The sequence below is a fragment of the Paenibacillus sp. SSG-1 genome (genome assembly GCF_002224835.1).
GTDB lineage: Bacteria > Bacillota > Bacilli > Paenibacillales > Paenibacillaceae > Paenibacillus_AQ > Paenibacillus_AQ favisporus.
In genome coordinates this window covers 3825203-3851874 of the sequence record NZ_MBRK01000001.1, presented here as the reverse complement: position 1 = coordinate 3851874, position 26672 = coordinate 3825203, and the positions used below count along the sequence as shown (strand labels likewise).

The window sequence follows — 26672 nt, the reverse complement described above, 5'->3', positions numbered from 1 at the left end:
ATGGAACCGCAGCGTATTTTTTCAATCAAGGACTTGAATCGTTATATCCGGATGAAGATGGACTCGGACAGTCTGCTGTCCGACGTCTGGATCCGGGGTGAAATATCGAATTTTACCCACCATTCCAGCGGGCATATGTATTTCACGCTCAAGGATGAAGGGAGCCGCATCAAAGCGATCATGTTTGCCTCCCACAACCAGCGGCTGCCGTTTCGACCCAAGGAAGGCTCAAGGGTCATCGCTAGAGGGAATGTTACGGTATACGAGCGGGATGGGCAGTACCAATTTTATGCCACCCAAATGCAGCCCGATGGGATCGGCAGTCTGTATTTGGCTTATGAGCAGCTTAAGGAAAAGCTGGAGAAAGAAGGGCTGTTTGCTGCAGACCGCAAGCGGCCGATTCCGGAGTTTCCGGAGACGATCGGCGTCATCACATCACCGACAGGTGCGGCCGTACGCGATATTATGACGACGCTTGAGCGGCGTTACCCGCGGGCGCGGATCATTCTCGCCCCTGTCCTAGTCCAGGGAAAAGGGGCCGCTCCTTCGATCGTGAAGGCCATTCGCACGATGAACGAGCTGGATGAAGCGGACGTGCTGATCGTCGGCCGCGGCGGCGGCTCACTGGAGGAGCTGTGGGCCTTTAATGAAGAAATGGTCGCGCGGGCGATCCGCGCCTCGCATATTCCGGTCATTTCGGCCGTTGGGCACGAAACCGACTTCACGATCGCGGACTTCGCTGCAGACCTGAGAGCGGCGACTCCGACCGCGGCCGCGGAGCTGGCCGTGCCGCATGCAGGCGAGCTGAAGGCGCGGCTGCAGCAGCGGGAACGGCTGCTGCTCCAGCTGCTTCAGCAGCGGGTGAAGCGCAGCCGCCAGCAGCTGGCGTCACTGCAGCGCTCGCCCGTGCTGCTGCATCCGCGGCGCTACATGCTGCAGCATGCGGAGCGCCTGGACATGCTGCGCCAGCGGCTGAGCGGCAACCTGCGTTCCCGGGTTCAGCTGAACCGGGAAAAGAGAAGCCGCATGTACCATGCGCTGATGCGGTACAATCCGCAGGAGCAGCTGACAGGGGCCCGGAGCCGCAACGATGCGGCGCGCCGGCAGCTGCTTCAGTCGATGCAGAACATACTGAAAGACAAGAAATCCCAGCTTACTTCCAGCGTGCGCCATCTGGATGCCCTCAGTCCGCTGAAGGTGATGGCCCGCGGCTACAGCCTCGTTTATGACGAGCAGGAGAAGCGTTTAATTAAATCGATTCATGAGGTACAGCCTGGCGACGTGGTCCAGATCAAAGTGAACGACGGCCAGTTATCCTGCCAGGTATGGGAACTGAAGGAGGATGCACAGGAACATGGGGAATGAAAAAGAGCTCAGCTTTGAGGACGCAATGATTCAGCTCGAGGATATCGTCGGAGAACTGGAGCACGGCGACGTTCCGCTCGAAAAGGCGATCGAGCTGTTCCAGCAGGGAATGAAGCTGTCCCAGCTGTGCGGGCAGAAGCTCGAACAGGTGGAACAGAAAATCGAGATGATCGTTGAAGAGGATGGAGAGCTTCGCAAGAAGCCGTTCGGCGGCGGACAGCTCGATCAGAGCGGCGGTGAAGTTTTTGAGTGACCGGGTTTCGTTCCAGGAATACATGCAGCAGATTTCCGAGAAAGTAACCGCCTCGTTGGAGGACAGCCTGCCGCATCATTGGCAGGTTCCTTCTTCTTTAAAGGAATCCATGACGTATTCCTTGATGGCCGGAGGAAAGCGACTCCGTCCGCTGCTGGTGATTGCGGCATGCGAAGCGCTCGGAGGCAATGGGGAGGCGGCCCTTGATGCGGCATGCGCCGTTGAAATGGTGCATACCTACTCGCTCATTCATGATGATTTGCCAGCTATGGATAATGATGACTACCGCCGGGGCAAACTGACCAATCATAAAGTATATGGCGAAGCTACCGCCATTCTGGCCGGAGACGCCCTGCTGACGCATGCCTTTTATACGATCGCCCGAATCTCGGCGAAGCATGGCATTGATGCGGCCCCGATATTGGCCATTGTGCAGGACCTCGCGGAAATGGCCGGTCCAAGAGGCATGGTTGGCGGACAGGCGGCCGATATGGAAGGGGAGCAGGGAGTCACGGATCTGGAGCATCTTCAGTATATCCACCAGCACAAGACGGGCGATCTGATTATTTTCTCCCTCCTTGCCGGCGGACGGATTGCCGGAGGCTCGGAGCGCGAGTTGGAAGCGCTGCGTACGTTTGGCAGCCGCCTGGGGCTCGCCTTTCAAATTCAGGACGATATCCTGGACCTGGTTGGAGACGAGGCAAAACTGGGTAAGAAGACACAGAGCGACATCAAGCAGGAGAAGGTGACATATCCTTATTTTATCGGCCTGGAAGCTTCGCAGCAGCAGGTCGAATTATTGACTCGAGAAGCCAAAGCGGCTGTCTTGAACGCCGGTTTTCAGGATCCGGAGCGCCTGCTGGAGATCGCCGATTATTTAATGCACAGGGACCATTAGAGCATGATGCTTTATGTATGATGGGCATTTTATGATATAATGGCGAAAAGAATCTAATCATGGAAGAATGTCATGGATAACCATACACTAATTACGAAGGAAAGCGGGGAGATTGCCGTGCTGCTTCCACAAATTAACGAGCCAGGACAATTGAAATCACTATCGGTTGACGAGCTCACTTCTCTGGCGGCCGAAATCCGTCAATTTCTGATTGAGAAGCTGTCGGTCACCGGGGGGCATCTCGCATCAAATCTGGGAGTGGTGGAACTCACGCTGGCCCTGCACTATTGCTACAACAGCCCGCGCGATAAATTTATTTTTGATGTAGGACATCAGGCGTACGTACACAAGATGCTGACGGGCCGGATGGATCAGTTCGACACGCTGCGGAAATACAAGGGGATGTGCGGCTTTGTCAAACGCAGCGAAAGCGAGCATGACGTCTGGGAAGCCGGGCACAGCAGCACCTCATTGTCCGCGGCTATCGGCATGGCCGTTGCCCGGGACTTAAAAGGGGAAAACAACAAAGTGATCGCCATGATCGGGGACGGTGCGCTCACCGGCGGCATGGCATTCGAAGCCTTGAACCATATCGGACATGAACAGAAGGACCTGATGGTCATTCTGAACGACAACGAGATGTCGATTGCGCCGAACGTCGGCGCCATGCATAACTATTTGAGCAAAATCCGCTCGGACCGCCATTATTTGCGTGCAAAAGACGAGCTTGAGATGATGCTGAAGAAGATCCCGGCGATCGGCGGCATGCTGGCTAAGACCGGATCCAGGCTGAAGGAAAGCCTCAAATACATGATGGTTCCCGGCGTGCTGTTCGAAGAGCTGGGCTTAACTTATCTCGGACCGGTGGACGGCCATGATATCCACAAGCTGATCGAAACGTTCAAGCAGGCCGACAACGTGCGCGGACCGGTATTCGTGCATGTGCTTACCACCAAAGGCAAAGGATATAAACCCGCAGAAGCGGATTCATATAAATGGCACGGGGCATCACCATACAAAATCGAAACGGGCCAGGTGCTCAAATCGGTAGGAAATCCGATGTACACCGACGTGTTCGGCAAGACGCTGATCGAGCTTGGGGAGCAGGATCCGCGTCTGATTGCGGTAACTCCTGCAATGCCAAGCGGTTCAGGTCTCATTCCGTTCAGCGAACGGTTTCCGGACCGCATGATCGACGTCGGCATTGCGGAGCAGCACGCGGCGACGATGTGCGCCGCGTTGGCGATGGAGGGCATGAAGCCGGTGTTCGCCGTCTATTCCACGTTCATGCAGCGTGCGTATGACCAGATCGTTCACGATATTTGCCGCCACAACGCCAATGTCATGTTCGCCATCGACCGGGCAGGTTTCGTAGGAGCCGACGGCGAGACGCATCAGGGTGTGTTTGACATCGCGTTTATGCGCCACATTCCGAACATGGTCATGATGATGCCGAAGGATGAAAACGAACTGAGACATATGATGAAAACCGCCCTGGAGTATAACGACGGACCGATTGCTTACCGCTACCCGCGGATCAACGGCCTGGGGGTTCATCTGGACGAGGAGCTTGTGCCGATTCCGATCGGTAAATGGGAAACCGTCCGTGAAGGCGAAGGGTACGCCGTCTTGGCCTGCGGCCCGATGGTTCAGGTTGCGCTCGAGGCAGCAGACCAGCTGAAACGGGAAGGTATTCACCTTCAGGTGGTCAACGCCCGGTTCATGAAGCCGCTGGATGAAGAAATGCTGCTGGAGCTAGCCGAGAACGGCACGAATATGGTGGTGCTTGAGGAAGCCAGCGAAGCGGGCAGCTTGGGCAGCGCCGTACTGGAGTTTTATGCTTCGAAGCATATATTTGACACGAAAGTGTCCTTGATGGGTGTGCCCGACCGCTTTATCGAGCATGGCAGCGTGAAGGAGCAGCGGGAGGAGACCGGTCTAACGGCAGCAGGAGTCGTCGGCGAAATCAAGAAGCTGATGTCCCTGCATCCTTACGAGATCGGCAAAACCCAGTTTCCTTCCTAATGGACGCCGAAATCGCCGTGCAGTCAGGAGATAACGATGAATTTGCCTAAAGAACGAATCGATGTCCTGCTCGTTGAGCAGGGCTTTTACGAGAGCCGGGAAAAAGCCAAGGCGGCGATTATGGCCGGGCTGGTCTTAGCCGCAGAAGAACCGGTCGAAAAGGCGGGAACGAAAATTCCGCGCGATACGCCGCTTAGGGTCAAGGGAGCGGTGCACCCGTATGTCAGCCGCGGCGGTTTGAAGCTGGAGAAGGCGCTCCGCACCTTCGGGATCGATCTGACCGGCAGAACGATGCTGGATATCGGGTCTTCCACAGGCGGCTTTACCGATTGCGCGCTTCAGAACGGAGCCAGCTATGTGTACGCCATTGATGTCGGGTACAATCAACTGGATTGGTCGCTGCGAAATGACGAGCGGGTATGCGTGATGGAACGGACCAACTTCCGCTATATGACGCCCGAGGATCTGAAAGGCCCGGCCCCGGATTTTGCCAGCATCGATGTATCCTTCATTTCGCTGCGCATCATCCTGCCCCCGCTGATGGCGCTCCTGAACAAACCGGCCGACGTAGCTGCGCTGATTAAGCCGCAGTTTGAAGCCGGCAGGGAGAAGGTCGGAAAGTCCGGCGTCGTCCGGGAACCTGAAGTTCACCGCGAGGTGCTGATGAACGTGCTGTCTATTGCCGCGGAGTTAGGCTTTATTCTAAAAGGACTAACGTTTTCGCCGATCACCGGCGGTGAAGGAAATATCGAATTTCTCGCGCATTGGCATGTGCCCGCGAGCCCACCGGATACAGCAGGACAACCTGTAGCTGAAGAAGAACTGCAGGCTTTGGTTGCTGATGTAGTTGCGCAGGCACGCCATACGTTTACAGGGAACTCATCCAAGGGATGAGTTCTTTTTGTAGGGACGGTCATCATTCTGCTGAAACAAAAACTTTGGAATAACGATTGATGAGAACGTTTGTTTGGGTTATAATGAGCTTGTTTATATGCGTTTATACATTCGAAAAACGGATTTTTATACATTTAAAAAAGGGATTCTTCCGCATTTCCGCGAATACCAAGGCGAGGTGATGAGGATGGAGGGACGTGCAGACTTGCTGGTCATGGTGCTGATCGGCGTGCTCCTGATCATTTGGATCGCGTACGGTCTGAGATCATGGCTGTTTAACCCTCTGCCTGCCCGCGTACCGGAAATGCCGATTAACGAACAGATACATGACCATCCCGCGGTAGATCTGCTGGAGGAGGCAGGCTATGAAGTGATCGGCGGCAAAATCAAGATCCCGCTGCTGTTTGAGGCGGACGGGGAGGAATATCACAGCCGCCTGTTTATCGATTATGTCGTGAGGGACGATGATGAGGTATTGTACCTTGTGAAAGTCGCCAGAAGGCGTCTGCCCCTGGAATGGACCGGATCCGGTCTGCGCGACCGTCTGCTGCCCTATTTTCTGCTGTATCCGGGCTCAGGCGGCGTGCTCTTCGTCGATGCCGACGAAGGGGAAATCCGGCGTATTCATTTTGATTGGGATGAAGAGGACTGGAATGGTTATGATGATTAAATATGAGCAACTAACATTTGGGAGGCTACTATGAAAGGACAACGCCATATCAAAATACGCGAGATTATCACCCAGCAGGAGATCGAGACCCAGGACGAGCTGGTGGAGGCTCTGCGTGAAGCGGGTTTTCAGGTGACCCAGGCAACCGTGTCAAGGGACATCAAAGAACTGCTGCTGATCAAGGTGCCGATGGATGACGGCAGGTATAAATATTCACTGCCGACGGATCAGCGCTACAATCCGGTTCAGAAGCTTAAGCGCGCGCTGGTGGACAACTTCGTGCACATCGATTACACGAACAACCTGGTCGTCATGAAGTGCCTGCCGGGAACGGCCAATGCCGTTGCCGTTCTGCTGGATAACATGGAATGGAACGAAATCATGGGAACGATCTGCGGCGATGACACGGCGCTGATCATTTGCCGGACGAATGAGGACAGCGAGCGGCTGGTCCAGATGATCAACAGCTTTATTTCATAGTACAAATTATAGATTTGCCTTAGCGGAGGTGCGCTTTTTATCATGCTTTTAACATTGAGTATCCGAAACTTGGCGGTCGTCGAATCCGTCGACGTCCATTTTCATCCCGGCTTTCACGTGCTGACCGGGGAGACCGGTGCCGGGAAATCCATCATTATCGATGCTTTGGGGCTGATTGCCGGAGGAAGAGGCTCGGCGGACTTGATCCGCTACGGCTGCGACAAGGCGGAGATTGAAGCGATGTTCGAGCTGCAGGAAGGCCATCCCGTGTGGGAAGCCTTGGCCAAGATCGGTGTCGGAGGAAGTCATGATGAGCATTTAATTATCCGCAGGGAACTGACGTCCCAGGGTAAGAGCACGTCAAGAATCAACGGGCAGCTCGTTAACTTGACGATGCTGCGGGAAGTCGGCGAGCAGCTGGTCAACATTCATGGCCAGCATGAGCATCAGAACCTGTTGCGCGCAGACAGGCATCTCAGCTTGCTGGATACTTACGGGGATACGCTGATCGGACCCATCAAACGGGAATATCAGGAACGGTATGCGGCGTTCTCCAAAGTGGAGAAGGAGCTGCGGGAGCTGATGGAATCCAGCCAGAAAGCGTATCAGATGCTCGATCTCTATCGTTTCCAGCTGGAAGAAATCTCAGCCGCTTCATTAAAATCCGGAGAAGATGAATGGCTGGGCGAAGAAAGGGTCAAGCTATCCCATAGCGAGAAAATGATGGATGCAGTATCGGGATCCTATGAGCTGCTGAACGGGCATCAGGGAATCAGCGTGATCAGCACGGCCATTTCCCGTCTGGAAGACGTTATGAAGTATGATGAGAAGGGTCTGAAGCCGGTACTTGAGCAGCTGCAGTCCGCTTTTTACCAGCTGGAGGACGCTGCCTTTCAGCTCCGGGATTACAGGGATCAGGTCGAGTTTAACCCCGAACGGCTGGAAGAGGTGGAGCAGCGTTTGGATCTCATCTCCACACTCCGACGAAAATACGGGGACAGCGTAGAGCAGATTCTGGCCTATTACGAGTCGATCCTGCAGGAAACGAGCCTGCTGGAGAACAAGGATGAGCGTCTGGAGCAGCTGAAATCCCAAAGGGAAGGACTGCTGAACGGACTGGTTGAATCCGCCCTGGAGCTAAGCGAAGCAAGACAGCAGTCCGCTGCGGATCTCGCCCGACAGGTCGAGGCCGAGCTGAAGGACCTGCACATGGAGCGAACGTCACTGGAAGTCCGTCTGGAGCGGCTTGACGATCCCCGGGGGATCGAGGTCGACGGCCGGAAGATCCGGCTCACCAGACAGGGACTTGATACCGCTGAGTTTATGATATCCCCGAACCCGGGCGAGCCGCTGCGGCCGCTCAGCAAGATCGCGTCAGGCGGTGAGTTATCCCGGATGATGCTGGCGATGAAGAGCATCTTTGCCCGCCATGACCGCATTCCGGTCCTGATCTTTGACGAAGTGGACACGGGGGTCAGCGGAAGAGCGGCACAATCCATCGCCGAGAAGCTGAACAAGCTGGCTGAGACCTGCCAGGTGTTTTCGATTACCCATCTTCCGCAAGTGGCCTGCATGGCGGATCATCAGTATTTAATCGAAAAGAATGTGGATGAAGGACGTACAATGACGCACGTGGAAGAGCTCTCGACGAAGGGCCGGGTTGAAGAATTGGCCCGCATGCTCGGCGGGGTGGAAATCACGAAGAAAACGCTCCATCATGCCCAAGAAATGCTGAAGCTGGCGGACGAGCGGAAAGCCGTCAAATCCGCACCAGAGTAATGATTGACAGTAATAAAAGCCTAGAGGCGGGGTAATCTTAAAGGTACGCAATTGGCGACCACCTTTCGTCAAGCGAAAGAAGCAAAAGGGAGCGTGACAGCCATTGAACTCCAGCCTCAGGAATAAAATGCTCGGTCTTTTCATTGTCTTCTTTCTTTGTTTTTTAGGAACAACAGAGCCGGTACAAAGCCTGGCCGCCATCCCGAATGAAATCAGGATGTTTGCGGGAACGGCACAAGCGCTCTCCATGCCGGTGACGGCCCAAGCTACCGTCGACCGTCCGGGCGTTCTGCATCTCAACGGTTCCGCTGTCACCGCCAAGGTGACTCCAGGGCGTCCATTGCAGCTGACGCCTCAGCACAGCGGAATGGCGAAAGTAACCTTGAAATTATTCGGAACCATCCCTTTTAAAACCGTTCAGATCCATGTCGTTCCCGGACTCAAGGTTATACCGGGAGGACAAACCATTGGAGTGAAGGTGAAATCGGCAGGCATTTTGGTCGTTGGGCATCATCTGGTCAGCGTGGATGCCGATACAAAGGTGTCCCCTGGCGAGAATGCCGGAATCCAGCTGGGTGATTTAATGACCCACATGAATGGGGTTCCGATGGACGATGTCGCAAAAGTTGCCAAAGTAGTCGAAGAGGCGGGCAAAAGCAAGCGACCGGTCGAAATCAAATTCAAACGCGGAAACAAAGAGATGAGCACGAAGCTGTCCCCCGCCTATGACCAGGAAGACAGGGTGTGGCGATTAGGACTGTATATTCGCGACTCAGCCGCAGGTGTCGGAACGTTAACCTTCTATGCTCCCGATCAAGGCGTTTATGGGGCGCTGGGCCATGTTATTACGGATATGAACACGCAAACGCCGATTTCCGTCGGCAGCGGGGAAATTTTGCAATCCAGCGTAACCTCGATATCGAAGAGCCAAGATGGCGAACCTGGCGAGAAGAGAGCGCATTTTCTCAAGGAAAGTAAAATCCTCGGTAATATTGAGCGCAACACGCATTTCGGAATCTTCGGCAAGATGAATCAGAATCCGGAGCACAGTTTGTATAAAGAAGGCATCCCGGTAGCATTCGCCCAGGAGGTTAAAGAAGGCCCGGCCGAAATTTTAACTGTGGTGGATGGGCAGCAGGTCGAACGGTTCAAGGTCAATATTGTCCATGTAGCGAAGCAGGAATCGCCGGCCACCAAAGGACTGGTCATCCGAATTACCGATCCGCGGCTGCTGGAGAAGACCGGGGGCATCGTCCAAGGGATGAGCGGAAGCCCAATCGTGCAGGACGGCAAATTGGTCGGAGCAGTGACCCACGTGTTCGTTAACGATCCGCGGTCCGGTTACGGATGCTTCATCGAGTGGATGCTTCAGGATTCCGGAGTTCTCCCTCAATCGAAAAGTACTCAAAAAAGTCTTAAGGCCGTGTAGCCTTAAGACTTTTTGTCGTTTCATCGCGAAATAGTTAGAATAATGGATGAAAATATTAATTATAATTCAACAAGGTAAAAAAATAAACAAAAATAATTTTCGACAGAAGGAATTTAATGTTGGGTGTCGAAAACTTATCTCTGCAGAAAAATAAGGGAATACGATTCTAAGGAGGAAGCAGCCAGTGCAAAAAATAGAGGTATTGTTGGCGGATGACAACCGGGAATTCACGAATTTGCTTGCGGAATATATTACCGAGCAAGACGATATGATGGTAACGGGAATCGCCTATAATGGCGAGGAAGTGCTAAATATGATCAGTGAATCGAGAAAAATACCGGACGTATTGATTTTGGACATTATTATGCCGCATCTGGACGGATTGGGCGTTCTCGAAAGACTGCGCGAGATGAATCTGTCCCCGCAGCCTAAAATCATTATGCTGACTGCTTTCGGCCAGGAGAACATCACCCAAAGAGCGGTACAACTCGGTGCTTCATACTACATTCTTAAGCCGTTTGACATGGAGGTTCTAGCCAGCCGTATTCGTCAGCTCGTGGGGCAGCAGCATATCACGACAGGCAATATGACGGTATCAACGACCAAATCCAATGTGGTTCCGATGGCGAAAGGGAAAAACCTTGACGCCAATATTACGTCCATCATTCATGAGATCGGCGTTCCGGCCCATATCAAAGGTTACCAATATTTGCGCGAAGCGATTACGATGGTGTACAACAACATCGAAATCCTCGGTGCCATTACCAAAACGCTGTATCCGGCGATCGCCGAAAAGTTCAAAACGACGCCATCCCGGGTCGAGCGGGCGATCCGTCATGCGATTGAAGTCGCCTGGACGCGCGGCAACATCGATTCGATCAGCCATCTGTTCGGTTACACCATCAACATCAGCAAATCGAAGCCGACCAACAGCGAGTTTATCGCGATGGTGGCCGACAAGCTGCGCATTGAGCATAAGGTGTCGTGAAAGGAATAGCATGACCCTAAAGAATACGCCATACTATGACGATGATCATAGTATGGCGTTTTTTTATTTGATGAAGATCCATCTGTTCCAGAAAAATTTCGATATCCATTATTTTCATCTTGAGAAGGGTAATAATATATAGATTGAACTAAAATTTTGCAGTTTCTTCGTTCATTCCATATAGTTACAAAGTTTTATCTGGATATCAAGCCTGATTAAAATTACACTTAAATTGTTATCAAAAATTGGAAACCTTGCTGGGCGAATACGGGAAGGAGTTTAACATTGAAAGCAAAAGGATGGATCATTGCCACCACGGCTGCGATGGTGTTGTCGGCAACGTCAATAATGGTCATGGCGAAACCGGACCCCATCAAAGTGATGCTCAACGGAACCGAGTGGGTGACGGAAGCGGCACCCGTTCACATAGATGATGAAATTATGATACCCTTGCAAACCTTCGGAAAGCTTTTTGGCAAACAAGTCACCTATGACAGCCAAAGCAACACGGTTCGAATTGATGACAAGAAACAGGTTCCCTTTGCGCAATCCGACGACCAGACGATACAGATCAGCGGAGATGCCAGCGAATCGGGAACCTATGAAAACTTAACGCTGAAGACTCAGACTTTCAGCCGTCACATCCCTGGGTACAATGTGGACAATCCAAGCTATGCTCCAATCATCGAAAGGGCCGATTTGACGGGTGACGGCAAGAAGGATATTGTTATCATTTTAACGACAGGATATGGAACCGGCGTTTATACTTCCAATCCGCTCGTGTATGCCGAAACAGCAGAACCCATACCTGTAGAGGACGCATATACGGCATTTTTAAAACAGTTCGACAGTAAAGTGACGGACAAGCAAGTCGAGCTGGATATTCGCGGCGAGCGGACGGTCATCCCTATATCCAAACTGCAGTCCGGCCCTGTAAAGCACCCGCTGGGGATCGGAAGCGTTATGACTTATACCCTTGAGGGGAATACCCTGAAAGCGACTACGGCCGTGCAGGTGTCCCCTGCCGAATTTATCGGCGATTTAACCTTAAGCTACACGTTTAAAAACGGTCTTCTTCAAGCAGGTGATGCTCAGTTCGCCTTGTACCCCGAGTACGGTTCGTGATAAGATAACGTTCTGGCAGTTATTACTAACTTGTTAAGGCTACAGCCGTGAAAGGAACGATGATGAAGACATCCAAGATAACCACTTTACTGCTGACAGGCGTCATCACGGCGTTGCTGATCCTGAGCGGATGCAGTCTGGAGATCAACCCGGCACCGGAGAACAACAGCACCCCAGCGAGCACCGGGGGGAACCTTCGAGTCGTTTTTCTTGATGTAGGGCAGGGAGCTTCTCAGCTTATTATTTCCCCTTCCGGTAAAACGATGCTGATTGATGCCGGGAACAATGACAAAGAAGAGCTGATGCTGCAATATATGGAGCAATACGGCATCACCAAGCTCGACACGGTCATCGGAACTCATCCGGATGCCGACCATATCGGCGGACTGGATGCGGTCATTAACCACATTCCGGTGGGCCGCATTTATATGCCGAGAGCACAGGCCAATACGAAAACGTTTGAATCCGTTCTGCGTGCCGTAAAAAATGCCAAACTGAAGGTACAAACGGCGAAGGCCGGGATCTCTTGGGAGATGGACGATGAGGTTCATGTCGATATGCTGGCGCCCCGCAAAAGTTATGACGACTCGAATAACATGAGCGCCGTGGTGAAAATAACGTACGGCCGCACTTCTTTTTTGTTGACCGGTGACGCGGAGGCGGACAGCGAACGGGATATGCTTGACGCCGGAACGGATTTGCAGGCGGATGTTATGCTGGTGGGGCACCACGGCTCCAAATCGTCGACCACGCTTGCATTTCTCAAACGGGTTCATCCGAAGTATGCGGTGATACAGGTAGGTGCAGACAATACATACGGCCATCCGAAAAGCGTCATTCTAAACCGGCTGAAGCAGCAGGGCGTCAAGGTATACCGTAACGATCTTCAGGGAACGATTGAAGCGGAGTCGAATGGGCAGAAGGTGACATTCCGAACGGAAAGGTGAGAACGATGACGGGATATGTCGAAAGCTATGAAGGACCGTATTGCCGCATTGAAGTGGACGGTAAGATCCAGGCCGTTCCCCGTGAACAAGTGGATCCTCAAGTGAAGGCAGGAGACGCTGTGGAACTGAAGGACGGAAAATGGGTGACCGATCCGGCTGCAACCAAACGGCGCACGGACGAAATCAAAAAGCTGATGGACGATGTTTGGGAATCATAAGAAAAACGTCTATCGATGTACCTTCAAAGAAGACAGACCGCGTTTAGAGGAGGTTTTTCTTGCAATATCAGGAAGGAATGGCTCTGCAATTTATGCTTTCTGATATTATAAAAAAACTCTTCGCCGGATGATGTGCTGATCGATCTTGCTCATCATCCCGAAGAGTTTTTTTGTATGATCAGGCGCTTCCTTTGGCACTGACCTTATGCGGTGGAACAAAACAGCACCGGCACCGCGGCTCGTAATCATCGGAATCCCCGATCATGATGACCGAGCCCAGCGGAGCGGGGTGGCCGTTGACAATCCGCTGTGTGAACACGGCTTCCGGGCTGCCGCATACCGCACAAAAGGCGGTCAGCAGCTGGATGTCGTCGGCCATGGCCAGCAGCCCGCCTATGTAGCCGAATTCTTTTCCACGATAGTCCAGATTCAGTCCGTCCACAATGACATGCTTCCCGCTGTATGCCAGCTCTTCCACCAGGCCCAGGATCGGCTTGCTGAAGAACTGAACCTCGTCAAAAGCGACCACATCCGCGTCAGCGGTTTCCGCCAAGATTTTGGCGGTGATGTCAGCGGTCAACTGCCGCGGAATGGAGATGGCTGGCAGCCGGTATCCGATCCGGCTTACGATTTCGTCCTTCGCGTAGCGCTGATCCTCCTCGGGCTTGTAAGCCACCAGCTTTTTCCGCCCGTATTGGATCAGTTTTTGGCACCGGCGGATAAGTTCACCCGATTTTTCGCTAAACATGGGTCCCGTAATTACGGTAATCCGTCCTTTATTCACGTTCAGCCTGCTCCTTTCCCGTTAGCATAACCCGTTCATGTTCTATATGATGACAAAACACGAAAAATTGCGACTTTTATAGAGTACCACAATTAAAACGGACATGGCTACAAAAATAACCGAAAGTGGCGTGCAGGCGTTTGGCCGTGGTATGGTTAATATAAAGAAGGATCGAATGAGCATTTGGAGGAGACGGCATCATGCAGGAAAAAATAGAAGCTTATAAAGCAAGGATCGCTGAACTGACAGCAGAGCTCGGCAAGGAGCCGCAAGTGGAAGAATTGGTCAGCAGTCTGCTCGCGGACCTCGAAGAAGCGGTTCAGCAAAACCATAAACTGCGGCTCACGCTGCTGAAGTCTTCATCGAAGGAATCACGGATGTCCACCAAGCTGAGAGAGGCGCTGTACGAATAATTTATCCGGTCCGGTTCATGTCTAGGTGCTTGCTGCAGCTTTTGCGGCAAATTGGGATACACCAATTCACACGATCCGCTATATCCTAAAGTGAGCAGGAATACATTGAAGCGGGGTGATTGGGTGAACCGGTCCACGGATAACAAGAAACGGCGAAAGCCGGCAAAACCGGTTGTAAAGTATGCCAAAGCCGGCGTGCCCCCGCCGAAATTGAGCCCGCAGCAAATCGCCATCATTGCGGGATTACTGAACAATTTCTTTGTGGTCGAATCTGTGCTTTACAACCGCGATAACGAGCTGAAGGTCGTCTTAACGAGCAGAACGCTGACGAATCTTCCGGTGCTGGGCAATCCGGAGTACGGATTGGTGAAGGAGGACATCGTTCTTGACATTATCGCCAGCGAAACCGATCAAGATTCGGACCAACAACAAAACCCCGTTCTGAGATAAATCTGCAGTCCGGGGTTCTTTGTTCGATTCCTGGTCTTGGAATCTGGCATTATGAAGATTGTACGGGCGGTTTGGGCTTGCGCTTCTCCTTGAAACGCGGCCCTACATAGTTTCGTTTGCGGTCCCGGAACAGAATCCAGCCGCCTAGAAAGCTCATCCCTGCCACGAACAGGAGCAGGCCGAGCACAAAATGTCCCCACGCAAACGACGGATGGGCGACGCTCGCATCGCCGTGGAGCGAATAATATTCGAATACCGCATCTTTCATAAACAAAAATCCGGTCATTGCCGCCAGTCCCGGAATGACGAGGATCAGGATGGCGATAAAGCGGGAAATAATCAGTTTCATGAAAAATCCCTTCCTGTTGGCCTGTTTTAGTCCACTATATCATAACTCGTCCGGCGAATCTTTGTCTATTTCCGGACATGTGATAACATTTTGTAATGCGGTGAAAACCGAGTACAATATAAAAGCGATGGAGTGCTTCTTACTCCGGGCACAACTTGTCATAAGTTATGCGCCAAATGGTTTCAATATAAACATGTTAATATGGGGGATGGACAATGACTATATCATGTGACGTAGCCGTTCTGGGCGGCGGTACCGGCGGTTATGTGGCTGCAATCCGCGCAGCTCAGCTGGGCAAGGAAGTCGTTATTATCGAAGCGGACAAGCTGGGAGGAACATGCCTGCACCGCGGCTGTATCCCAAGTAAGTCTTTGCTGCGGAGCGCGGAAGTATACGCAGAGATCAAAGAAAGCGAGAGCTACGGCATCCAAACAGCAGGGGCCGCACTCCAATTTCCCAAGGTTCAGGCGCGGAAGGAAGCGATCGTAGATCAGCTGCACCAAGGGGTTCAATACCTGATGCGTAAAAATAAAATTCAGGTGGTTCATGGAAAAGGGCGGGTCATCGGTCCTTCCATTTTTTCGCCGAAAAGCGGTGCCGTTGCTGTGGAGCTTGCGGATGGGGAGATGGAGACGGTGGTTCCGACGCATTTGATTATCGCCACAGGCTCCCGTCCAAGAGTGCTGCCAGGACTTGAACCCAACGGAATACATATTTTGACCAGCGACGAGGCACTACAAATGGAGGAGCTTCCGAAGTCCATCATCATCGTCGGCGGCGGCGTGATCGGTGTCGAATGGGCTTCGATGCTGAACGATTTCGGCGTAGAGGTTACCGTTGTGGAGGCGGCAGGCCAGCTGCTGCCCGCAGAAGATGAAGAGGTGGCCCGTGAGCTTCAGAAGTCGTTTTCGCGCCGGGGCATCAAAATTATTACCGGGGCCCAGCTGCAGACGGAGACATACGAAGCAGCGGATCATCAGGTGCAGATCGATGTGCGTGTTGGGGAAAAAAACGAACGGCTTCAAGCGGACAAGCTGCTTGTGTCGATCGGCCGCCAGGCGAATGTGGAGAACATCGGTCTGGAGAACACGGATGTCCGGGTGGAGCGCGGTTTTATAGCTGTCAATAAACATTATCAAACCGGCGAATCCCATATTTATGCCATCGGCGACGTCATTGGCGGACTGCAGCTCGCGCATGCGGCAAGCCATGAAGGAATTGCGGCCGTCAACCATTTGGCAGGAGAAGAAGTTCACCCGGGGGATGCGGATCTGATTCCAAGGTGCGTGTACACAAGACCCGAAGTGGCCAGCGTCGGCATCACCGAGAAGGAAGCCCGCAGCCGCGGATTCGAGGTTAAGGTCGGCAAATTCCCGTTCCAGGCCATCGGGAAGGCGTTGGTACAGGGGAGCAAGGAAGGATTCGTAAAAGTAGTAGCTGATCCTAAGACAAACGACATTTTAGGAGTTCAAATGATCGGAGCCCATGCGACCGACCTGATCAGCGAGGCGGCATTGGCCCAATTTTTGAATGCAACCCCTTGGGAGATCGGACAGATGGTGCATCCGCATCCGACGCTCTCGGAAATTTTGGGCGAGGCGATGCTGGCGGTAGACGGCAAATCCATCGGAATGTAAGACCAAAATTTAGAATCGGTTCTTTTCTTTTCGCCGCGGTTATGATTATAATAGGGTTAAGCCAAGTCTTAGTACCAGGTTTTAATAGTAGATCAGGGACAGACTGCAGGCTCTAAAATAAGGAGGTACCTCCCATGAATGATCAGGGTACTGTTCACACGCCACATGAGCATGAGCAGCTTGGACTCACCAATGGCCAAGTCATCGACATGTACAGATATATGCTGCTCGGGCGCAAATTTGACGAGCGTAACCTGCTGCTGCAGCGGGCTGGCAAGATTAACTTTCACGTATCGGGAATCGGTCAGGAAGCGGCCCAGGCCGCCGCGGCGTTTGCGCTGGATCGGGAAAAGGATTACTTTTTGCCTTATTATCGCGACTATTCATTTGTGTTATCGGTAGGAATGACTCCGTACGAACTGATGCTGTCGGCCTTTGCGAAGGCTGACGATCCGAACAGCGGCGGGCGGCAAATGCCTGGACACTTTGGCAGCAAGCGGCTGCGGATCGTAACGGGCTCAAGCCCCGTCACGACCCAAGTGCCCCACGCCGTAGGCGTAGCCTTGTCCGCCAAGATGAGGAAACAGGATTTCGTTTCGTTTGTCACTTTTGGCGAAGGCTCGAGCAATCAGGGGGACTTCCACGAGGGAGCCAACTTTGCGGGCGTTCATAAGCTGCCTGTGATTTTTATGTGCGAAAACAACCAGTATGCCATTTCGGTACCGCTTCATAAGCAGATCAGCGGCAAAGTCAGCGACCGTGCGCTTGGTTATGGGTTTCCGGGCATACGGGTGGACGGCAACGATGCGCTTGCGGTCTACAAAGCCGTGAAGGAAGCGCGTGAACGTGCTGTACGCGGTGAAGGACCTACGCTGATCGAAGCCATGATGTACCGCTTGTCTCCGCACTCCACCTCGGATAACGACTTGGCATACCGTACGAAAGAAGAAGTGGAAGAGAACTGGAAAAAAGACGGCATTGTCCGTTTTAAACAATATTTGATCAGCTGCGGCATTTGGGATGAAGAAAAGGATGCGGACTTGCAAGCGCAGTTGGCTCTTGAGATCAAGGAAGCAACCGAATCGGCCGACAATGCTCCGTTCCCGAAACCCGAGGATACGCTGAAGCATGTGTATGCGGGCGATAGCGAAGAGGGGGTATACTAATGGCCGAAATGGAATATATCGATGCGATTCGTCTGGCAATGAAAGAAGAAATGGAAAAAGACGAAAACGTGTTTGTCCTCGGTGAGGATGTCGGCGTTAAAGGCGGCGTGTTCACTACGACCAAAGGCCTGCAGGACCAGTTCGGCGAGGAGCGGGTCATCGACACGCCGCTGGCGGAATCCGCCATCGCCGGCGTTGCGATCGGCGCGGCCATGGTCGGCATGAAGCCGATCGCGGAAATGCAGTACTCCGACTTCATGCTGCCGGCAACGAACCAAATTATTAGTGAAGCCGCGAAAATCCGCTATCGTTCCAACAACGACTGGAGCTGTCCGGTCGTCGTTCGTGCGCCAATCGGCGGAGGCATTTTCGGGGGATTATACCATTCCCAATGCCCGGAATCGATCTTCTTCGGCACCCCCGGTTTGAAAATCGTAGCGCCTTTTACCGCCTATGACGCGAAAGGACTGCTGAAAGCTGCGATCAACGATCCGGACCCGGTGCTGTTTTTTGAAAATAAAAAATGCTACCGCATGATCAAAGGCGACGTGCCTTTGGACGACTATACTGTACCGATCGGCAAAGCTAACGTGCTGCGCGAGGGGACCGACATCACGGTCATCGGCTACAGCATGCCGCTGCACTTCTGCCTTCAAGCCGCCGAAGAGCTGGAGAAAGAAGAAGGCATCTCGGCCCATATTCTGGATCTGCGATCCCTGCAGCCGCTGGACCGTGACGCCATCATTGAGGCGGTCCGCAAAACCGGCAAGGTGCTGATCGTACACGAAGACAACAAAACGGGCGGTGTGGGCGCCGAAGTGTCCGCCATTATTTCGGAAGAATGCCTGTTCGACCTCGATGCGCCGATCAAGCGGCTGTGCGGTCCGGACGTACCGGCCATGCCGATCAGTCCGCCGATGGAGAAGTTCTTTATGCTGAGCAAGGATAAGGTCAAGCAAGCCATGCACGAACTGGCGGTTTATTGAGAATTGCCGAGTGAAGGAGTGAAAATATGTCAAATCAAAAGTTTACCGATATGGTGATGCCGCAGCTGGCAGAATCGCTTGTGTCCGCCACCATCGCCAAATGGCTGAAGCAGCCTGGCGATAAGGTGGAACAGTATGAGCCGATCTGTGAGGTCATCACCGATAAGGTCAACGCGGAAATCCCGTCCACGGTGGACGGGATAATGGGAGAATGGGTCGCCGAGGAAGGCCAGACCGTCGCCGTCGGCGAGGTCATCTGCCGCATTGCGGCGGCAGGCGCCGCGGGGGCTCCGGCGGAGGAACGGCCGCAGGCGGAGCCGCGTACTACACCGGCCTCAGTACAGGCTGAAGCCTCTGGAGACCAGTCGATGCGCGGCCGGTATTCTCCGGCGGTGCAAAGCCTTGCAGCCGAGCATGGCGTGAACCTGAGCGCCGTCCAAGGAACAGGCATGGGTGGACGGATCACCCGTAAGGATGTCCTTGCTTATATCGAAAACGGCGGTGCGGCAGCGGAAACCGGCCGGGCTGAGGAAGCTCCGGCGAAGAGAGAGGTTCATTCTCCGTTCGAAGGGCTGCCGCATGCCAATCCTGCGGTCCGTCCGGAGCAGTACATCCCGGTTCCGCCGGCATCCAGCCGGCAGTCAGGTCTGCATATGACCGAGTCGCCGCGTATTCCGGCCGTGGAACTCGAGGACCAGAACGGGCGCGCCGAGACGATGATCGATGTCACCCCGATCCGCAACGCCATTGCGACGAACATGCGCCAAAGTGTGTCGGAAATTCCGCATGCCTGGACGATGATCGAAGTCGACGTGACCAACCTGGTGCTGCTGCGCAACAAATTGAAGGATGAATTTAAGCGCAGAGAGGGCTATAATTTAACCTATCTGGCGTTTCTTCTGAAGGCTGTGGTCAATGCGATCAAGGATTACCCGATCATGAACTCGGTCTGGGCGGTCAATAAGATTATTGTGAAACGGGACATCAACATTTCTCTCGCCGTCGGGACGGAAGACTCCGTTATGACACCGGTTATTCAACGGGCCGATCAGAAAAACATTGCCGGTCTCGCCCGTGAAATCGAAGAACTGGCGACCAAAACGCGGCAGGGCAAGCTCAAGCTGGAGGATATGCAGGGCGGCACCTTTACGGTGAATAATACCGGATCGTTCGGTTCGATCCTGTCTTACCCGATTATCAACTATCCGCAGGCAGCCATCCTGACCTTCGAATCAATCGTGAAGCGGCCTGTCGTGATTAACGACATGATCGCCGTCCGTTCGATGGCGAATATCTGCCTGTCGCTGGACCACCGGATTTTGGACGGAGTCATCTGCGGGCGCTTCCTGCAGCGCGTGAAGGAAAACGTGGAGGGCTATACGCTGGATACCAAAGTTTACTAATGAAAAGTCTACGAAAGCTTGGTCATCATCTGAAAGGGCGTGAAGCAGTCATGACAACCAAACTTGAAGTATCCTATACGCCGATGATGGATTATGGTGCGGCCTGGGATTTGCAGAAAAGCATCGTCAGCCGCATAGACCTTGGAGAGCAGCAGGAAACCCTGCTGCTCTTGCAGCATCCACCGACGTATACGATCGGATCGCAGCGGCACCCGGAGCATCTCTTGCTCAGCAAGGATCAGCTGGAGCAGCAGGGCATCGGGCTGTTTGAAATCGACCGCGGCGGCGACATTACCTATCACGGTCCGGGGCAGCTGGTCGGGTATCCGCTGCTGCTGCTGGCGGGCAAGGAAGGGCTGGATCTGCACGGCTATTTGCGCAATCTGGAGCAGGTCATCATCAATTACCTTGCGCATTACGGGATCGAGGCAGGCCGCAAGCCCGAATATACGGGGGTCTGGGTAGGCGATCTGAAAATTTGCGCGATCGGGGTCAAATTCAACAAGTGCAAACACCAAAGAGGGTTCGTGACCAGCCACGGGTTTGCCTTCAACATAACGTCCGGCATTCAAAACGAAGGCTTTCAGGGAATTATACCGTGCGGAATTCAGGAGTATGGCGTCACGTCGCTTGAGGACTGCATTGGAAAGCCGATCGCGGTCGAGCAGGTGGCGGAGGAGATTGTTCCGTTCTTTACCGAGGTATTCGGATTTGAGGCCGTTTCAGCCCACGGGGCAGAGGAAAGCCCGCTGAAATCAGCGGGCCATTAAGGACTCGACGAGCCCAAACACGACGGATCCGACCATGGCAATGAGCATGAGGTATACAAAAACGCGAAACCATTTTTTTCGTTGCATAAATAGCTCCTTTATTCATCATTAATGAAGGCTCGATGTCGAGCCGGGACAACCTATGTACTATTGTAACTTAACGCCGAAGGAGAGGAAAGTCCATTGATTAAACAAGACCATTTGATACAGGAGTTTATGGAATTGGTTCAGGTGGACAGCGAAACAGGCCATGAAGCGGAGATCGCCGCGCTGCTCAAACAGAAATTTACTCAGCTTGGACTGGAGGTCGTTGAAGACGACTCCCAGGCCAAAACCGGACACGGCGCCGGCAACCTGATCGTGACCTGGAAGGGGGAAGGCGGCGCGGAAGCCCCGAAGCTATTGTTCACCTGCCATATGGATACCGTAGCCCCAGGTAAAGGAATCAAGCCAATCCTGGGAGAAGACGGTTGGATCCGCAGTGACGGGACGACGATTCTGGGGTCGGACGATAAAGCGGGCCTGGCGGTGCTGCTTGAGACGATCCGCGTTATCCAGGAGCAGCAGCTTCCCCATGGACAGATCCAATTCGTAATTACCGTAGGTGAGGAGTCCGGACTGCTGGGAGCACGTTCGATGGATCCGCAGCATTTGGATGCCGAGCTTGGATTTGCTCTCGATTCCAATGGAGAGGTCGGATCGATTGCCGTTGCGGCACCAACCCAGGCTAAAATCCAAATGAAGATTTTTGGCAAATCGGCGCATGCCGGCGTGAATCCGGAAGACGGAATCAGCGCCATTCAGGTCGCCTCCAAAGCGGTATCGCGAATGAAGCTGGGCCGTCTCGACCAGGAGACGACAGCCAACATCGGTAAATTTTCCGGCGGTGGAGCGACCAATGTCGTGTGCGATTTTGTCCAGCTCGATGCGGAAGCGCGCAGCATCGTTCAGGAAAAGGTCGATCAGCAGATCGCCCACATGCGGGAAGCGCTCGAAACGACCGTCCGCGAGTTCGGCGCCCAGTGTGAGTTCCGGAGCGAAATCGTGTATCCCGCTTTTAATTTCAACGAAAACGATCCTGTGGTGAGCCTGGCCAAACGTGCCATTGAGCGCCTTGGACTGAGCGGAAGAGTGTTCCGTTCGGGCGGCGGCAGCGATGCCAACATTTTCAACGGGCTTGGAGTTCCTACGGTGAATCTGGCCATCGGCTATGAGGACATACATACGACGAAGGAACGGATCCGCGCGGAGGATATGGTCAAAGCGGCTGAAATGGTGCTCAGCATCATTCAGGAAACCGTCAAATAGAGCTTTAACCCTATACAGCAGAATAAACCTGCACAAACAGGCTGTTCCATGCATGCGGCAAACCGCGCTGGAACAGCTTTTTTGCTGGGCTTAACCTTCTTCACGGGCAAACGGGTAGGCTTGCAGGTTAGTGAACATAACGCCGGCGATCGGCGGCAGGATGATTTCTGCGCTGTGCCGGGGTCCATACTGTATGCCAGCTGGTGGATTGGATAATTTGCAGGGCCAGGGTGATATTCGTCAAATATTCGTCAATTTGAAAATACAGATCACTTCCGATCACTTGACGTTCCTGTCTGTGATCCAAAGAGGTACGGGTCTCCTCCAGGAAGCAGGAGGCTGCCGCAAACCGTGCCAAGGAGTGGGATGGATCCGTTGCATAAATCGACTCGAACAGCTGCGCTGCTTTGGCGAAGTCACCTTGATCGTACAGCATTTCAGCAGCGATAAAGCAAAGATCGAGCGAGCTCTGGCTTCTGTCGTGCGTCGGAATTCCCTCCAGTTTGTTCAGGAGCGTTTTGGCCTGTCCCACATAGCCCTCCCGGTAAAGGGTATAAATCAATTCGCTGGATTCATGGAACGAGGGTTCGGGCTGAAGGGACATCCCAATGTCCACCATGCCGAGCACGATCGCGGACTTGGCTGTTTCCAGCCGGTTAAACCTGGACAATTCAGGCAATCCCCGGCCCTCCTGAAGCGCACGGCAGCACAAATACGCCGCATGGGATGCGGTAACAGAATGGGAAGCTGATTTGACCACGACCTTGTCCGGATCCATCGTGCGCTGCGTCAGCCGCGCGTGCGCTTCCTTGAATTGATGGGTGTGAATAAGGCACAAAATATAAACGAGTTGAAGAGATTCATTGAACCGTACGTCATTCGTATAACGGCTTAGGATGCCAAAGGCTTCCTCGAACGCCCCCAGATCCGCCAGCGTTTGGCCGACCTGCAGTTCGGTCGTGTCTGAGAGCGGGACCATTTCCAGAAGGCACTGGCCTATGTCCGCATCTGTTTTTCCTGCGTCGTAGAGCAGTGCTCCCCACTCTGCGAGCGTTTTCCGATGATGCTGTCCGAGATTGATCGCCCGGCGGAAAGCTTCTTCGGCTTCCTCGGTACGGCTGCATGCATATAAGAGCCTTCCGTACTCGAGCCATCCCTGCGCTTCGTCAAAGCTTTCAGCATGGGGCAAACTTCCGGAGTCATCATGTGCATGCGTCAGAGCCGTCCGAATGTGCGTCATCGCCTCACTGTTGTGTCCGCGCGATTTATACCATAATCCCAGCTTAAAATGCAGGGACGGGGAATTCGGGTAGGCTTGCAGCAGCGTCATCAATTCATCTTTGGTCATAATTGTACCCTCCAATATATAGAACAACCTGGTGAGTGAATAGTTGGTCGGAATGCTAAAAAAATGTTTAAAAAGTTAGATCGCTTATCGTTTTCAGATCATATCCGAAAAACCTGGAGATTTCGGGGGATATTAAAGGACAAAGATTCATCCGTCCCTTAATGATCCCGCCGGGAGGACGCGAGCGATTGCAAAATATGCTGCAGCGGCGTGTCAGGGTTCCATTCCTTCTGCAATTGGCGGAGCATGATTTTAATCTGCCAGGCCCGTCCTACCATATGGACCGAGTTCGCTGTACGGTAACTTTTCATGAAGGGATCCCTCTTTCCTTGGGGTGAAGTTTGTTATAATAAGACCATATGTGTCAGCATGGCCAAAAATGCTAGGTTTTAAATATAAGAGGTTGTTGAGCACGTACTATAAGGAGGATCATAGAATGAAAGAGTCTTTGCCACATATGAAGAAACCGTCCAAACATCTCGAGGAAGAGACCCTGTCCACCGAATCTATTTTTCAGGGAAAGGTCGTATCTTTGCAGATTGACAAGGTCCGGCTTCCCGACGGCAAAACAGCTACACGGGAAATCATCCGCCACCCCGGTGCGGTAGCTGTTCTGGCCATCAAGGATGACCGGATCATTCTGGTCGACCAGTATCGCCAGCCCATGGGACGGTGCGAGCTTGAAATCCCGGCAGGGAAGCTCGAGCCAGGGGAGGACCCGTTGGAAGCGGCCAAGCGCGAGCTTGTGGAGGAAACGGGGTATACATGCGGCCGCCTGGAGCTGCTCCATTCCTTCTATACCTCTCCGGGGTTTGCCGATGAGGTGATCCACCTCTACGTGGCTCATGATCTTCAAGAGGGCGATGCGGCGCCGGACGAAGACGAGTTTGTGGAGCTGCTGGAATTGACGATGGAAGAGGCGCTTGAGGCGATTTCGCAAGGCCGGATCAGCGACGCCAAGACACTTATGGCGGTGTACGCCTGGAAGTTGAACAAGCTGACGGGTGAATTCCGCGTATGAGCCGTCCGGAACGTGTCAGTCACCAAGAGCTTGCATACGAGTCGGATATTTTAAGCGAATACTTTGCAGATCTGCACATCCATATCGGCAGGACGAACGACGGGCATGCGGTCAAAATCAGCGGCAGCTCCAATCTGACGTTCGCGAACATCGCCAAGGAAGCGTCGGAGCGCAAAGGGATCGAGCTGGTGGGCATTATCGACTGCCACTCGCCGGTCGTCCAGAAGGACATTATCGACTGCCTGGAATCCGGTGAAATGAATGAAGTGAAGGGCGGCGGGATCGCCTACCGGGGAACCACGATTCTTCTGGGCTCCGAAATTGAAATCTATGAACAGGGTAAGGGCGCTGCGCATTTGCTCGTTTATTTTGCGGACCTGCCGACGATGCAGGCCTTTACGGCCTGGATGTCGGGCCATATGAAAAACGTAAACCTCAGCTCACAGCGCATTTACGTTTCGGGACGGGAGCTGCAGGCCAAGGTATACGACATGGGAGGCATCATGATTCCCGCCCACGTGTTCACTCCGCATAAAGGCTTGTACGGCAGCATGACGCCGCGAATGGAGCAAGTGCTCGACCCGGGGCTTGTGAGCGGAATCGAGCTTGGGCTGAGCTCCGATTCGGAAATGGCCGGACTGATATCGGAGCTCGATCCGTATACATTTGTAACCAACTCCGATGCCCATTCCCTGGGTAAAATCGCCCGCGAATACAACCGGATCCGTTTGGCGGAGCCCAACTTTGCCGAATTCCGCAAGGCGCTGGAGAGGGCAGACGGCAGGTGCGTGACAGGGAACTACGGCCTCAATCCGCGCCTGGGCAAGTACCACCGTACCTATTGCCATGGCTGCAGCCGCGTGTTGGACATCGAACATGGGGGCGCAGGCTGCCCGTTCTGCGGCAGCACCAAGCGGGTACAGGGGGTGCTCGACCGGATCCTCGATATCGCCGACCGCAAGGAGCCGTACATGCCTGCCTTCCGGCCGGCATATCATTACCAGGTCCCGCTTGAGTTCATTCCGGGTCTCGGCAAGGCCAAAATGAAGCAGCTGCTGGAGCGGTTCGGTACAGAAATGTCGATTCTCCACCATGCGGCTGAAGCAGAAATTGCCGAGGTCGTGGGCACCGATTTGGCGCGGATGATCGTCATGGCCAGAAACGGCACCCTGAAGCTGACCTCGGGCGGAGGGGGAACTTACGGGAAAGTGGAAGGGGCTTCCGTGTCCAAGACATAGTTTGGGACTTGCTTTCATACAGTAAGGGTATGCGAATGGAAAGGGGAGAAACTGCATGCGAGCTTTCCGCCATGCCCTGAAAGAACAAAACATCCTGTATATTTTTGTCGCCGTACTGTTTCTGGTTGGAGTTATCTTCGGCGCGCTCATGGTCAATGCTCTTTCCCTTGAACAGCAGCAGGACTTGGGACGGTATTTGGGCAATTTTTTCGTAACCGTTAATCAGGGAGCGGAGGCCGGACAGCCTGCGCACTCCTACTGGGACATCGCCGGGCTGCATTTGAAATGGGTTGGGCTGATTTGGATTCTCGGCCTGTCGGTCATCGGCCTGCCGGGCATTCTGATCCTCGATTTTTTGAAAGGCGTTCTGGTCGGCTTTACGGTTGGCTACCTGGTTGGCCAGTTTTCGTGGCACGGTCTGCTGTTTGCGCTGGTGTCGGTGGCTCCGCCGAACCTGCTTATCATTCCGGTGCTGATCGTTTGCAGCGTATCGGCGATCGCCTTTTCGCTTCATATTATTAAAAACCGGGTGATGCTCCAGCGTCCGGGCAACATTACCCGCCCATTTGCATCGTATGTCGGGATGACGCTCGTCATGGGCCTGATCATGCTGGGCATCTCCTCGTTTGAAACCTGGGTGACTCCCACGATGATGAGATGGGTGACGCCCATGCTGATCCACGCTCCGGCCATCTCCGGCATGTGAGGCAAAAGCGTTTGACTTTGTT

Annotated in this window: 29 protein-coding genes; 24 read left to right on the top strand and 5 right to left on the bottom strand. The window is 53.5% G+C overall.

Annotation, left to right across the window (positions count from 1 at the left end):
* The 13 genes from xseA (at window position 1) to BCV73_RS17770 (ending at window position 13071) form a co-directional block, all read left to right on the top strand.
* A complete protein-coding gene (xseA, locus tag BCV73_RS17830) occupies window positions 1-1365 on the top strand; it encodes an exodeoxyribonuclease VII large subunit (RefSeq protein ID WP_089548095.1) in 1365 nt (454 codons plus the stop codon).
* The gene (xseB, locus tag BCV73_RS17825; RefSeq protein WP_089548094.1) at window positions 1355-1618 is read left to right on the top strand and encodes an exodeoxyribonuclease VII small subunit; all 264 of its coding nucleotides are present in this window, start codon (window positions 1355-1357) and stop codon (window positions 1616-1618) included. The genes xseA and xseB overlap by 11 nt, the downstream gene beginning before the upstream one ends.
* Window positions 1590-2516 carry a polyprenyl synthetase family protein gene (locus BCV73_RS17820; protein ID WP_179232147.1) on the top strand — a complete coding sequence of 309 codons (927 nt, stop codon included), beginning with the start codon at window positions 1590-1592 and terminating at the stop codon, window positions 2514-2516. The genes xseB and BCV73_RS17820 overlap by 29 nt, the downstream gene beginning before the upstream one ends.
* 117 nt (window positions 2517-2633) lie before the next feature.
* Window positions 2634-4541 (top strand): 1-deoxy-D-xylulose-5-phosphate synthase, encoded by a 1908-nt coding sequence (dxs, locus tag BCV73_RS17815; protein WP_076170175.1) that lies wholly within the window; start codon window positions 2634-2636, stop codon window positions 4539-4541.
* 36 nt (window positions 4542-4577) lie between these two features.
* Window positions 4578-5435 (top strand): TlyA family RNA methyltransferase, encoded by an 858-nt coding sequence (locus tag BCV73_RS17810; protein ID WP_089548092.1) that lies wholly within the window; start codon window positions 4578-4580, stop codon window positions 5433-5435.
* A gap of 187 nt (window positions 5436-5622) precedes the next feature.
* Window positions 5623-6105 (top strand): hypothetical protein, encoded by a 483-nt coding sequence (locus BCV73_RS17805; protein ID WP_089550304.1) that lies wholly within the window; start codon window positions 5623-5625, stop codon window positions 6103-6105.
* 30 nt (window positions 6106-6135) lie between these two features.
* A complete protein-coding gene (ahrC, locus tag BCV73_RS17800; protein ID WP_076170024.1) occupies window positions 6136-6585 on the top strand; it encodes a transcriptional regulator AhrC/ArgR in 450 nt (149 codons plus the stop codon).
* A gap of 42 nt (window positions 6586-6627) precedes the next feature.
* Complete coding sequence (recN, locus tag BCV73_RS17795; RefSeq protein ID WP_089548091.1) at window positions 6628-8364, top strand: DNA repair protein RecN; 1737 nt, start codon at window positions 6628-6630, stop codon at window positions 8362-8364.
* Window positions 8365-8467: 103 nt separating this feature from the next.
* Window positions 8468-9793: a SpoIVB peptidase gene (gene spoIVB / locus BCV73_RS17790; protein ID WP_089548090.1), complete on the top strand. Its 1326-nt coding sequence runs from the start codon at window positions 8468-8470 to the stop codon at window positions 9791-9793.
* Window positions 9794-9977: 184 nt separating this feature from the next.
* Complete coding sequence (spo0A, locus tag BCV73_RS17785) at window positions 9978-10781, top strand: sporulation transcription factor Spo0A (RefSeq protein ID WP_076170026.1); 804 nt, start codon at window positions 9978-9980, stop codon at window positions 10779-10781.
* Between the two features lie 285 nt (window positions 10782-11066).
* Window positions 11067-11906 carry a stalk domain-containing protein gene (locus BCV73_RS17780; RefSeq protein ID WP_089548089.1) on the top strand — a complete coding sequence of 280 codons (840 nt, stop codon included), beginning with the start codon at window positions 11067-11069 and terminating at the stop codon, window positions 11904-11906.
* A 62-nt stretch (window positions 11907-11968) separates the two neighbouring features.
* Window positions 11969-12853 (top strand): ComEC/Rec2 family competence protein, encoded by an 885-nt coding sequence (locus BCV73_RS17775; RefSeq protein ID WP_256992887.1) that lies wholly within the window; start codon window positions 11969-11971, stop codon window positions 12851-12853.
* Window positions 12854-12858: 5 nt separating this feature from the next.
* The gene (locus BCV73_RS17770; RefSeq protein WP_089548088.1) at window positions 12859-13071 is read left to right on the top strand and encodes a DUF3006 domain-containing protein; all 213 of its coding nucleotides are present in this window, start codon (window positions 12859-12861) and stop codon (window positions 13069-13071) included.
* A 178-nt stretch (window positions 13072-13249) separates the two neighbouring features.
* Here the strand turns inward: BCV73_RS17770 and BCV73_RS17765 are convergent, their stop codons facing one another.
* Entirely contained in the window at window positions 13250-13855 is a 606-nt protein-coding gene (locus tag BCV73_RS17765) for a thymidine kinase (RefSeq protein WP_084203876.1), read from the bottom strand.
* 200 nt (window positions 13856-14055) lie between these two features.
* Here BCV73_RS17765 and BCV73_RS17760 point away from each other — a divergent pair, with 200 nt between their 5' ends.
* Window positions 14056-14268 carry a hypothetical protein gene (locus BCV73_RS17760; RefSeq protein ID WP_089548087.1) on the top strand — a complete coding sequence of 71 codons (213 nt, stop codon included), beginning with the start codon at window positions 14056-14058 and terminating at the stop codon, window positions 14266-14268.
* Between the two features lie 105 nt (window positions 14269-14373).
* On the top strand, window positions 14374-14718 hold the full coding sequence (locus tag BCV73_RS17755; protein ID WP_076170031.1) for a hypothetical protein: 345 nt from the start codon (window positions 14374-14376) through the stop codon (window positions 14716-14718).
* 49 nt (window positions 14719-14767) lie between these two features.
* On the opposite strand, the gene BCV73_RS17750 is transcribed toward BCV73_RS17755, so the two are convergent.
* Window positions 14768-15067 (bottom strand): DUF2627 domain-containing protein, encoded by a 300-nt coding sequence (locus tag BCV73_RS17750; protein WP_076170032.1) that lies wholly within the window; start codon window positions 15065-15067, stop codon window positions 14768-14770.
* Between the two features lie 215 nt (window positions 15068-15282).
* Here BCV73_RS17750 and lpdA point away from each other — a divergent pair, with 215 nt between their 5' ends.
* From lpdA to lipB, 5 genes are all read left to right on the top strand, one after another.
* Window positions 15283-16704: a dihydrolipoyl dehydrogenase gene (gene lpdA, locus BCV73_RS17745; protein WP_089548086.1), complete on the top strand. Its 1422-nt coding sequence runs from the start codon at window positions 15283-15285 to the stop codon at window positions 16702-16704.
* Between the two features lie 134 nt (window positions 16705-16838).
* On the top strand, window positions 16839-17870 hold the full coding sequence (locus BCV73_RS17740) for a thiamine pyrophosphate-dependent dehydrogenase E1 component subunit alpha (protein WP_089548085.1): 1032 nt from the start codon (window positions 16839-16841) through the stop codon (window positions 17868-17870).
* Window positions 17870-18856 (top strand): alpha-ketoacid dehydrogenase subunit beta, encoded by a 987-nt coding sequence (locus BCV73_RS17735; protein WP_089548084.1) that lies wholly within the window; start codon window positions 17870-17872, stop codon window positions 18854-18856. Before BCV73_RS17740 ends, BCV73_RS17735 begins: the two co-directional genes overlap by 1 nt.
* Window positions 18857-18882: 26 nt before the next feature.
* Window positions 18883-20259, top strand: coding sequence for a dihydrolipoamide acetyltransferase family protein (locus BCV73_RS17730; RefSeq protein ID WP_089548083.1), 1377 nt, complete (start codon window positions 18883-18885; stop codon window positions 20257-20259).
* A gap of 50 nt (window positions 20260-20309) precedes the next feature.
* A complete protein-coding gene (lipB, locus tag BCV73_RS17725; protein WP_089550302.1) occupies window positions 20310-21029 on the top strand; it encodes a lipoyl(octanoyl) transferase LipB in 720 nt (239 codons plus the stop codon).
* On the opposite strand, the gene prli42 is transcribed toward lipB, so the two are convergent.
* On the bottom strand, window positions 21015-21116 hold the full coding sequence (gene prli42, locus BCV73_RS17720) for a stressosome-associated protein Prli42 (RefSeq protein WP_076170037.1): 102 nt from the start codon (window positions 21114-21116) through the stop codon (window positions 21015-21017). The genes lipB and prli42 overlap by 15 nt on opposite strands.
* Before the next feature lie 96 nt (window positions 21117-21212).
* Between prli42 and BCV73_RS17715 the strand changes: the two genes are divergently transcribed.
* Entirely contained in the window at window positions 21213-22337 is a 1125-nt protein-coding gene (locus BCV73_RS17715) for a tripeptidase T (RefSeq protein ID WP_089548082.1), read from the top strand.
* A gap of 127 nt (window positions 22338-22464) precedes the next feature.
* On the opposite strand, the gene BCV73_RS17710 is transcribed toward BCV73_RS17715, so the two are convergent.
* The gene (locus tag BCV73_RS17710) at window positions 22465-23685 is read right to left on the bottom strand and encodes a tetratricopeptide repeat protein (RefSeq protein ID WP_089548081.1); all 1221 of its coding nucleotides are present in this window, start codon (window positions 23683-23685) and stop codon (window positions 22465-22467) included.
* 158 nt (window positions 23686-23843) lie between these two features.
* Window positions 23844-23996 (bottom strand): Z-ring formation inhibitor MciZ, encoded by a 153-nt coding sequence (gene mciZ, locus BCV73_RS17705; protein ID WP_076170040.1) that lies wholly within the window; start codon window positions 23994-23996, stop codon window positions 23844-23846.
* 125 nt (window positions 23997-24121) lie between these two features.
* Between mciZ and BCV73_RS17700 the strand changes: the two genes are divergently transcribed.
* The 3 genes from BCV73_RS17700 to spoIIM are packed head-to-tail and all read left to right on the top strand — an operon-like array spanning window position 24122 to window position 26650.
* Entirely contained in the window at window positions 24122-24706 is a 585-nt protein-coding gene (locus BCV73_RS17700) for an NUDIX domain-containing protein (protein ID WP_089548080.1), read from the top strand.
* A complete protein-coding gene (locus BCV73_RS17695) occupies window positions 24703-25944 on the top strand; it encodes an endonuclease Q family protein (RefSeq protein WP_179232027.1) in 1242 nt (413 codons plus the stop codon). Before BCV73_RS17700 ends, BCV73_RS17695 begins: the two co-directional genes overlap by 4 nt.
* A gap of 55 nt (window positions 25945-25999) precedes the next feature.
* Window positions 26000-26650 carry a stage II sporulation protein M gene (spoIIM, locus tag BCV73_RS17690; protein WP_089548079.1) on the top strand — a complete coding sequence of 217 codons (651 nt, stop codon included), beginning with the start codon at window positions 26000-26002 and terminating at the stop codon, window positions 26648-26650.
* Window positions 26651-26672 lie beyond the last annotated feature (22 nt).

What these genes read in the sequence shown, in the direction of transcription:
- xseA (WP_089548095.1), top strand. Translation starts at nt 1, where the DNA reads ATGGAACCGCAGCGTATTTTTTCAATCAAGGACTTGAATCGTTATATC.
- xseB (WP_089548094.1), top strand. Translation starts at nt 1,355, where the DNA reads ATGGGGAATGAAAAAGAGCTCAGCTTTGAGGACGCAATGATTCAGCTC.
- BCV73_RS17810 (WP_089548092.1), top strand. Translation starts at nt 4,578, where the DNA reads ATGAATTTGCCTAAAGAACGAATCGATGTCCTGCTCGTTGAGCAGGGC.
- BCV73_RS17805 (WP_089550304.1), top strand. Translation starts at nt 5,623, where the DNA reads ATGGAGGGACGTGCAGACTTGCTGGTCATGGTGCTGATCGGCGTGCTC.
- ahrC (WP_076170024.1), top strand. Translation starts at nt 6,136, where the DNA reads ATGAAAGGACAACGCCATATCAAAATACGCGAGATTATCACCCAGCAG.
- recN (WP_089548091.1), top strand. Translation starts at nt 6,628, where the DNA reads ATGCTTTTAACATTGAGTATCCGAAACTTGGCGGTCGTCGAATCCGTC.
- BCV73_RS17775 (WP_256992887.1), top strand. Translation starts at nt 11,969, where the DNA reads ATGAAGACATCCAAGATAACCACTTTACTGCTGACAGGCGTCATCACG.
- BCV73_RS17770 (WP_089548088.1), top strand. Translation starts at nt 12,859, where the DNA reads ATGACGGGATATGTCGAAAGCTATGAAGGACCGTATTGCCGCATTGAA.
- BCV73_RS17760 (WP_089548087.1), top strand. Translation starts at nt 14,056, where the DNA reads ATGCAGGAAAAAATAGAAGCTTATAAAGCAAGGATCGCTGAACTGACA.
- BCV73_RS17750 (WP_076170032.1), bottom strand. Translation starts at nt 15,067, where the DNA reads ATGAAACTGATTATTTCCCGCTTTATCGCCATCCTGATCCTCGTCATT.
- lpdA (WP_089548086.1), top strand. Translation starts at nt 15,283, where the DNA reads ATGACTATATCATGTGACGTAGCCGTTCTGGGCGGCGGTACCGGCGGT.
- BCV73_RS17740 (WP_089548085.1), top strand. Translation starts at nt 16,839, where the DNA reads ATGAATGATCAGGGTACTGTTCACACGCCACATGAGCATGAGCAGCTT.
- BCV73_RS17735 (WP_089548084.1), top strand. Translation starts at nt 17,870, where the DNA reads ATGGCCGAAATGGAATATATCGATGCGATTCGTCTGGCAATGAAAGAA.
- BCV73_RS17730 (WP_089548083.1), top strand. Translation starts at nt 18,883, where the DNA reads ATGTCAAATCAAAAGTTTACCGATATGGTGATGCCGCAGCTGGCAGAA.
- lipB (WP_089550302.1), top strand. Translation starts at nt 20,310, where the DNA reads ATGACAACCAAACTTGAAGTATCCTATACGCCGATGATGGATTATGGT.
- prli42 (WP_076170037.1), bottom strand. Translation starts at nt 21,116, where the DNA reads ATGCAACGAAAAAAATGGTTTCGCGTTTTTGTATACCTCATGCTCATT.
- BCV73_RS17710 (WP_089548081.1), bottom strand. Translation starts at nt 23,685, where the DNA reads ATGACCAAAGATGAATTGATGACGCTGCTGCAAGCCTACCCGAATTCC.
- mciZ (WP_076170040.1), bottom strand. Translation starts at nt 23,996, where the DNA reads ATGAAAAGTTACCGTACAGCGAACTCGGTCCATATGGTAGGACGGGCC.
- BCV73_RS17700 (WP_089548080.1), top strand. Translation starts at nt 24,122, where the DNA reads ATGAAAGAGTCTTTGCCACATATGAAGAAACCGTCCAAACATCTCGAG.
- BCV73_RS17695 (WP_179232027.1), top strand. Translation starts at nt 24,703, where the DNA reads ATGAGCCGTCCGGAACGTGTCAGTCACCAAGAGCTTGCATACGAGTCG.
- spoIIM (WP_089548079.1), top strand. Translation starts at nt 26,000, where the DNA reads ATGCGAGCTTTCCGCCATGCCCTGAAAGAACAAAACATCCTGTATATT.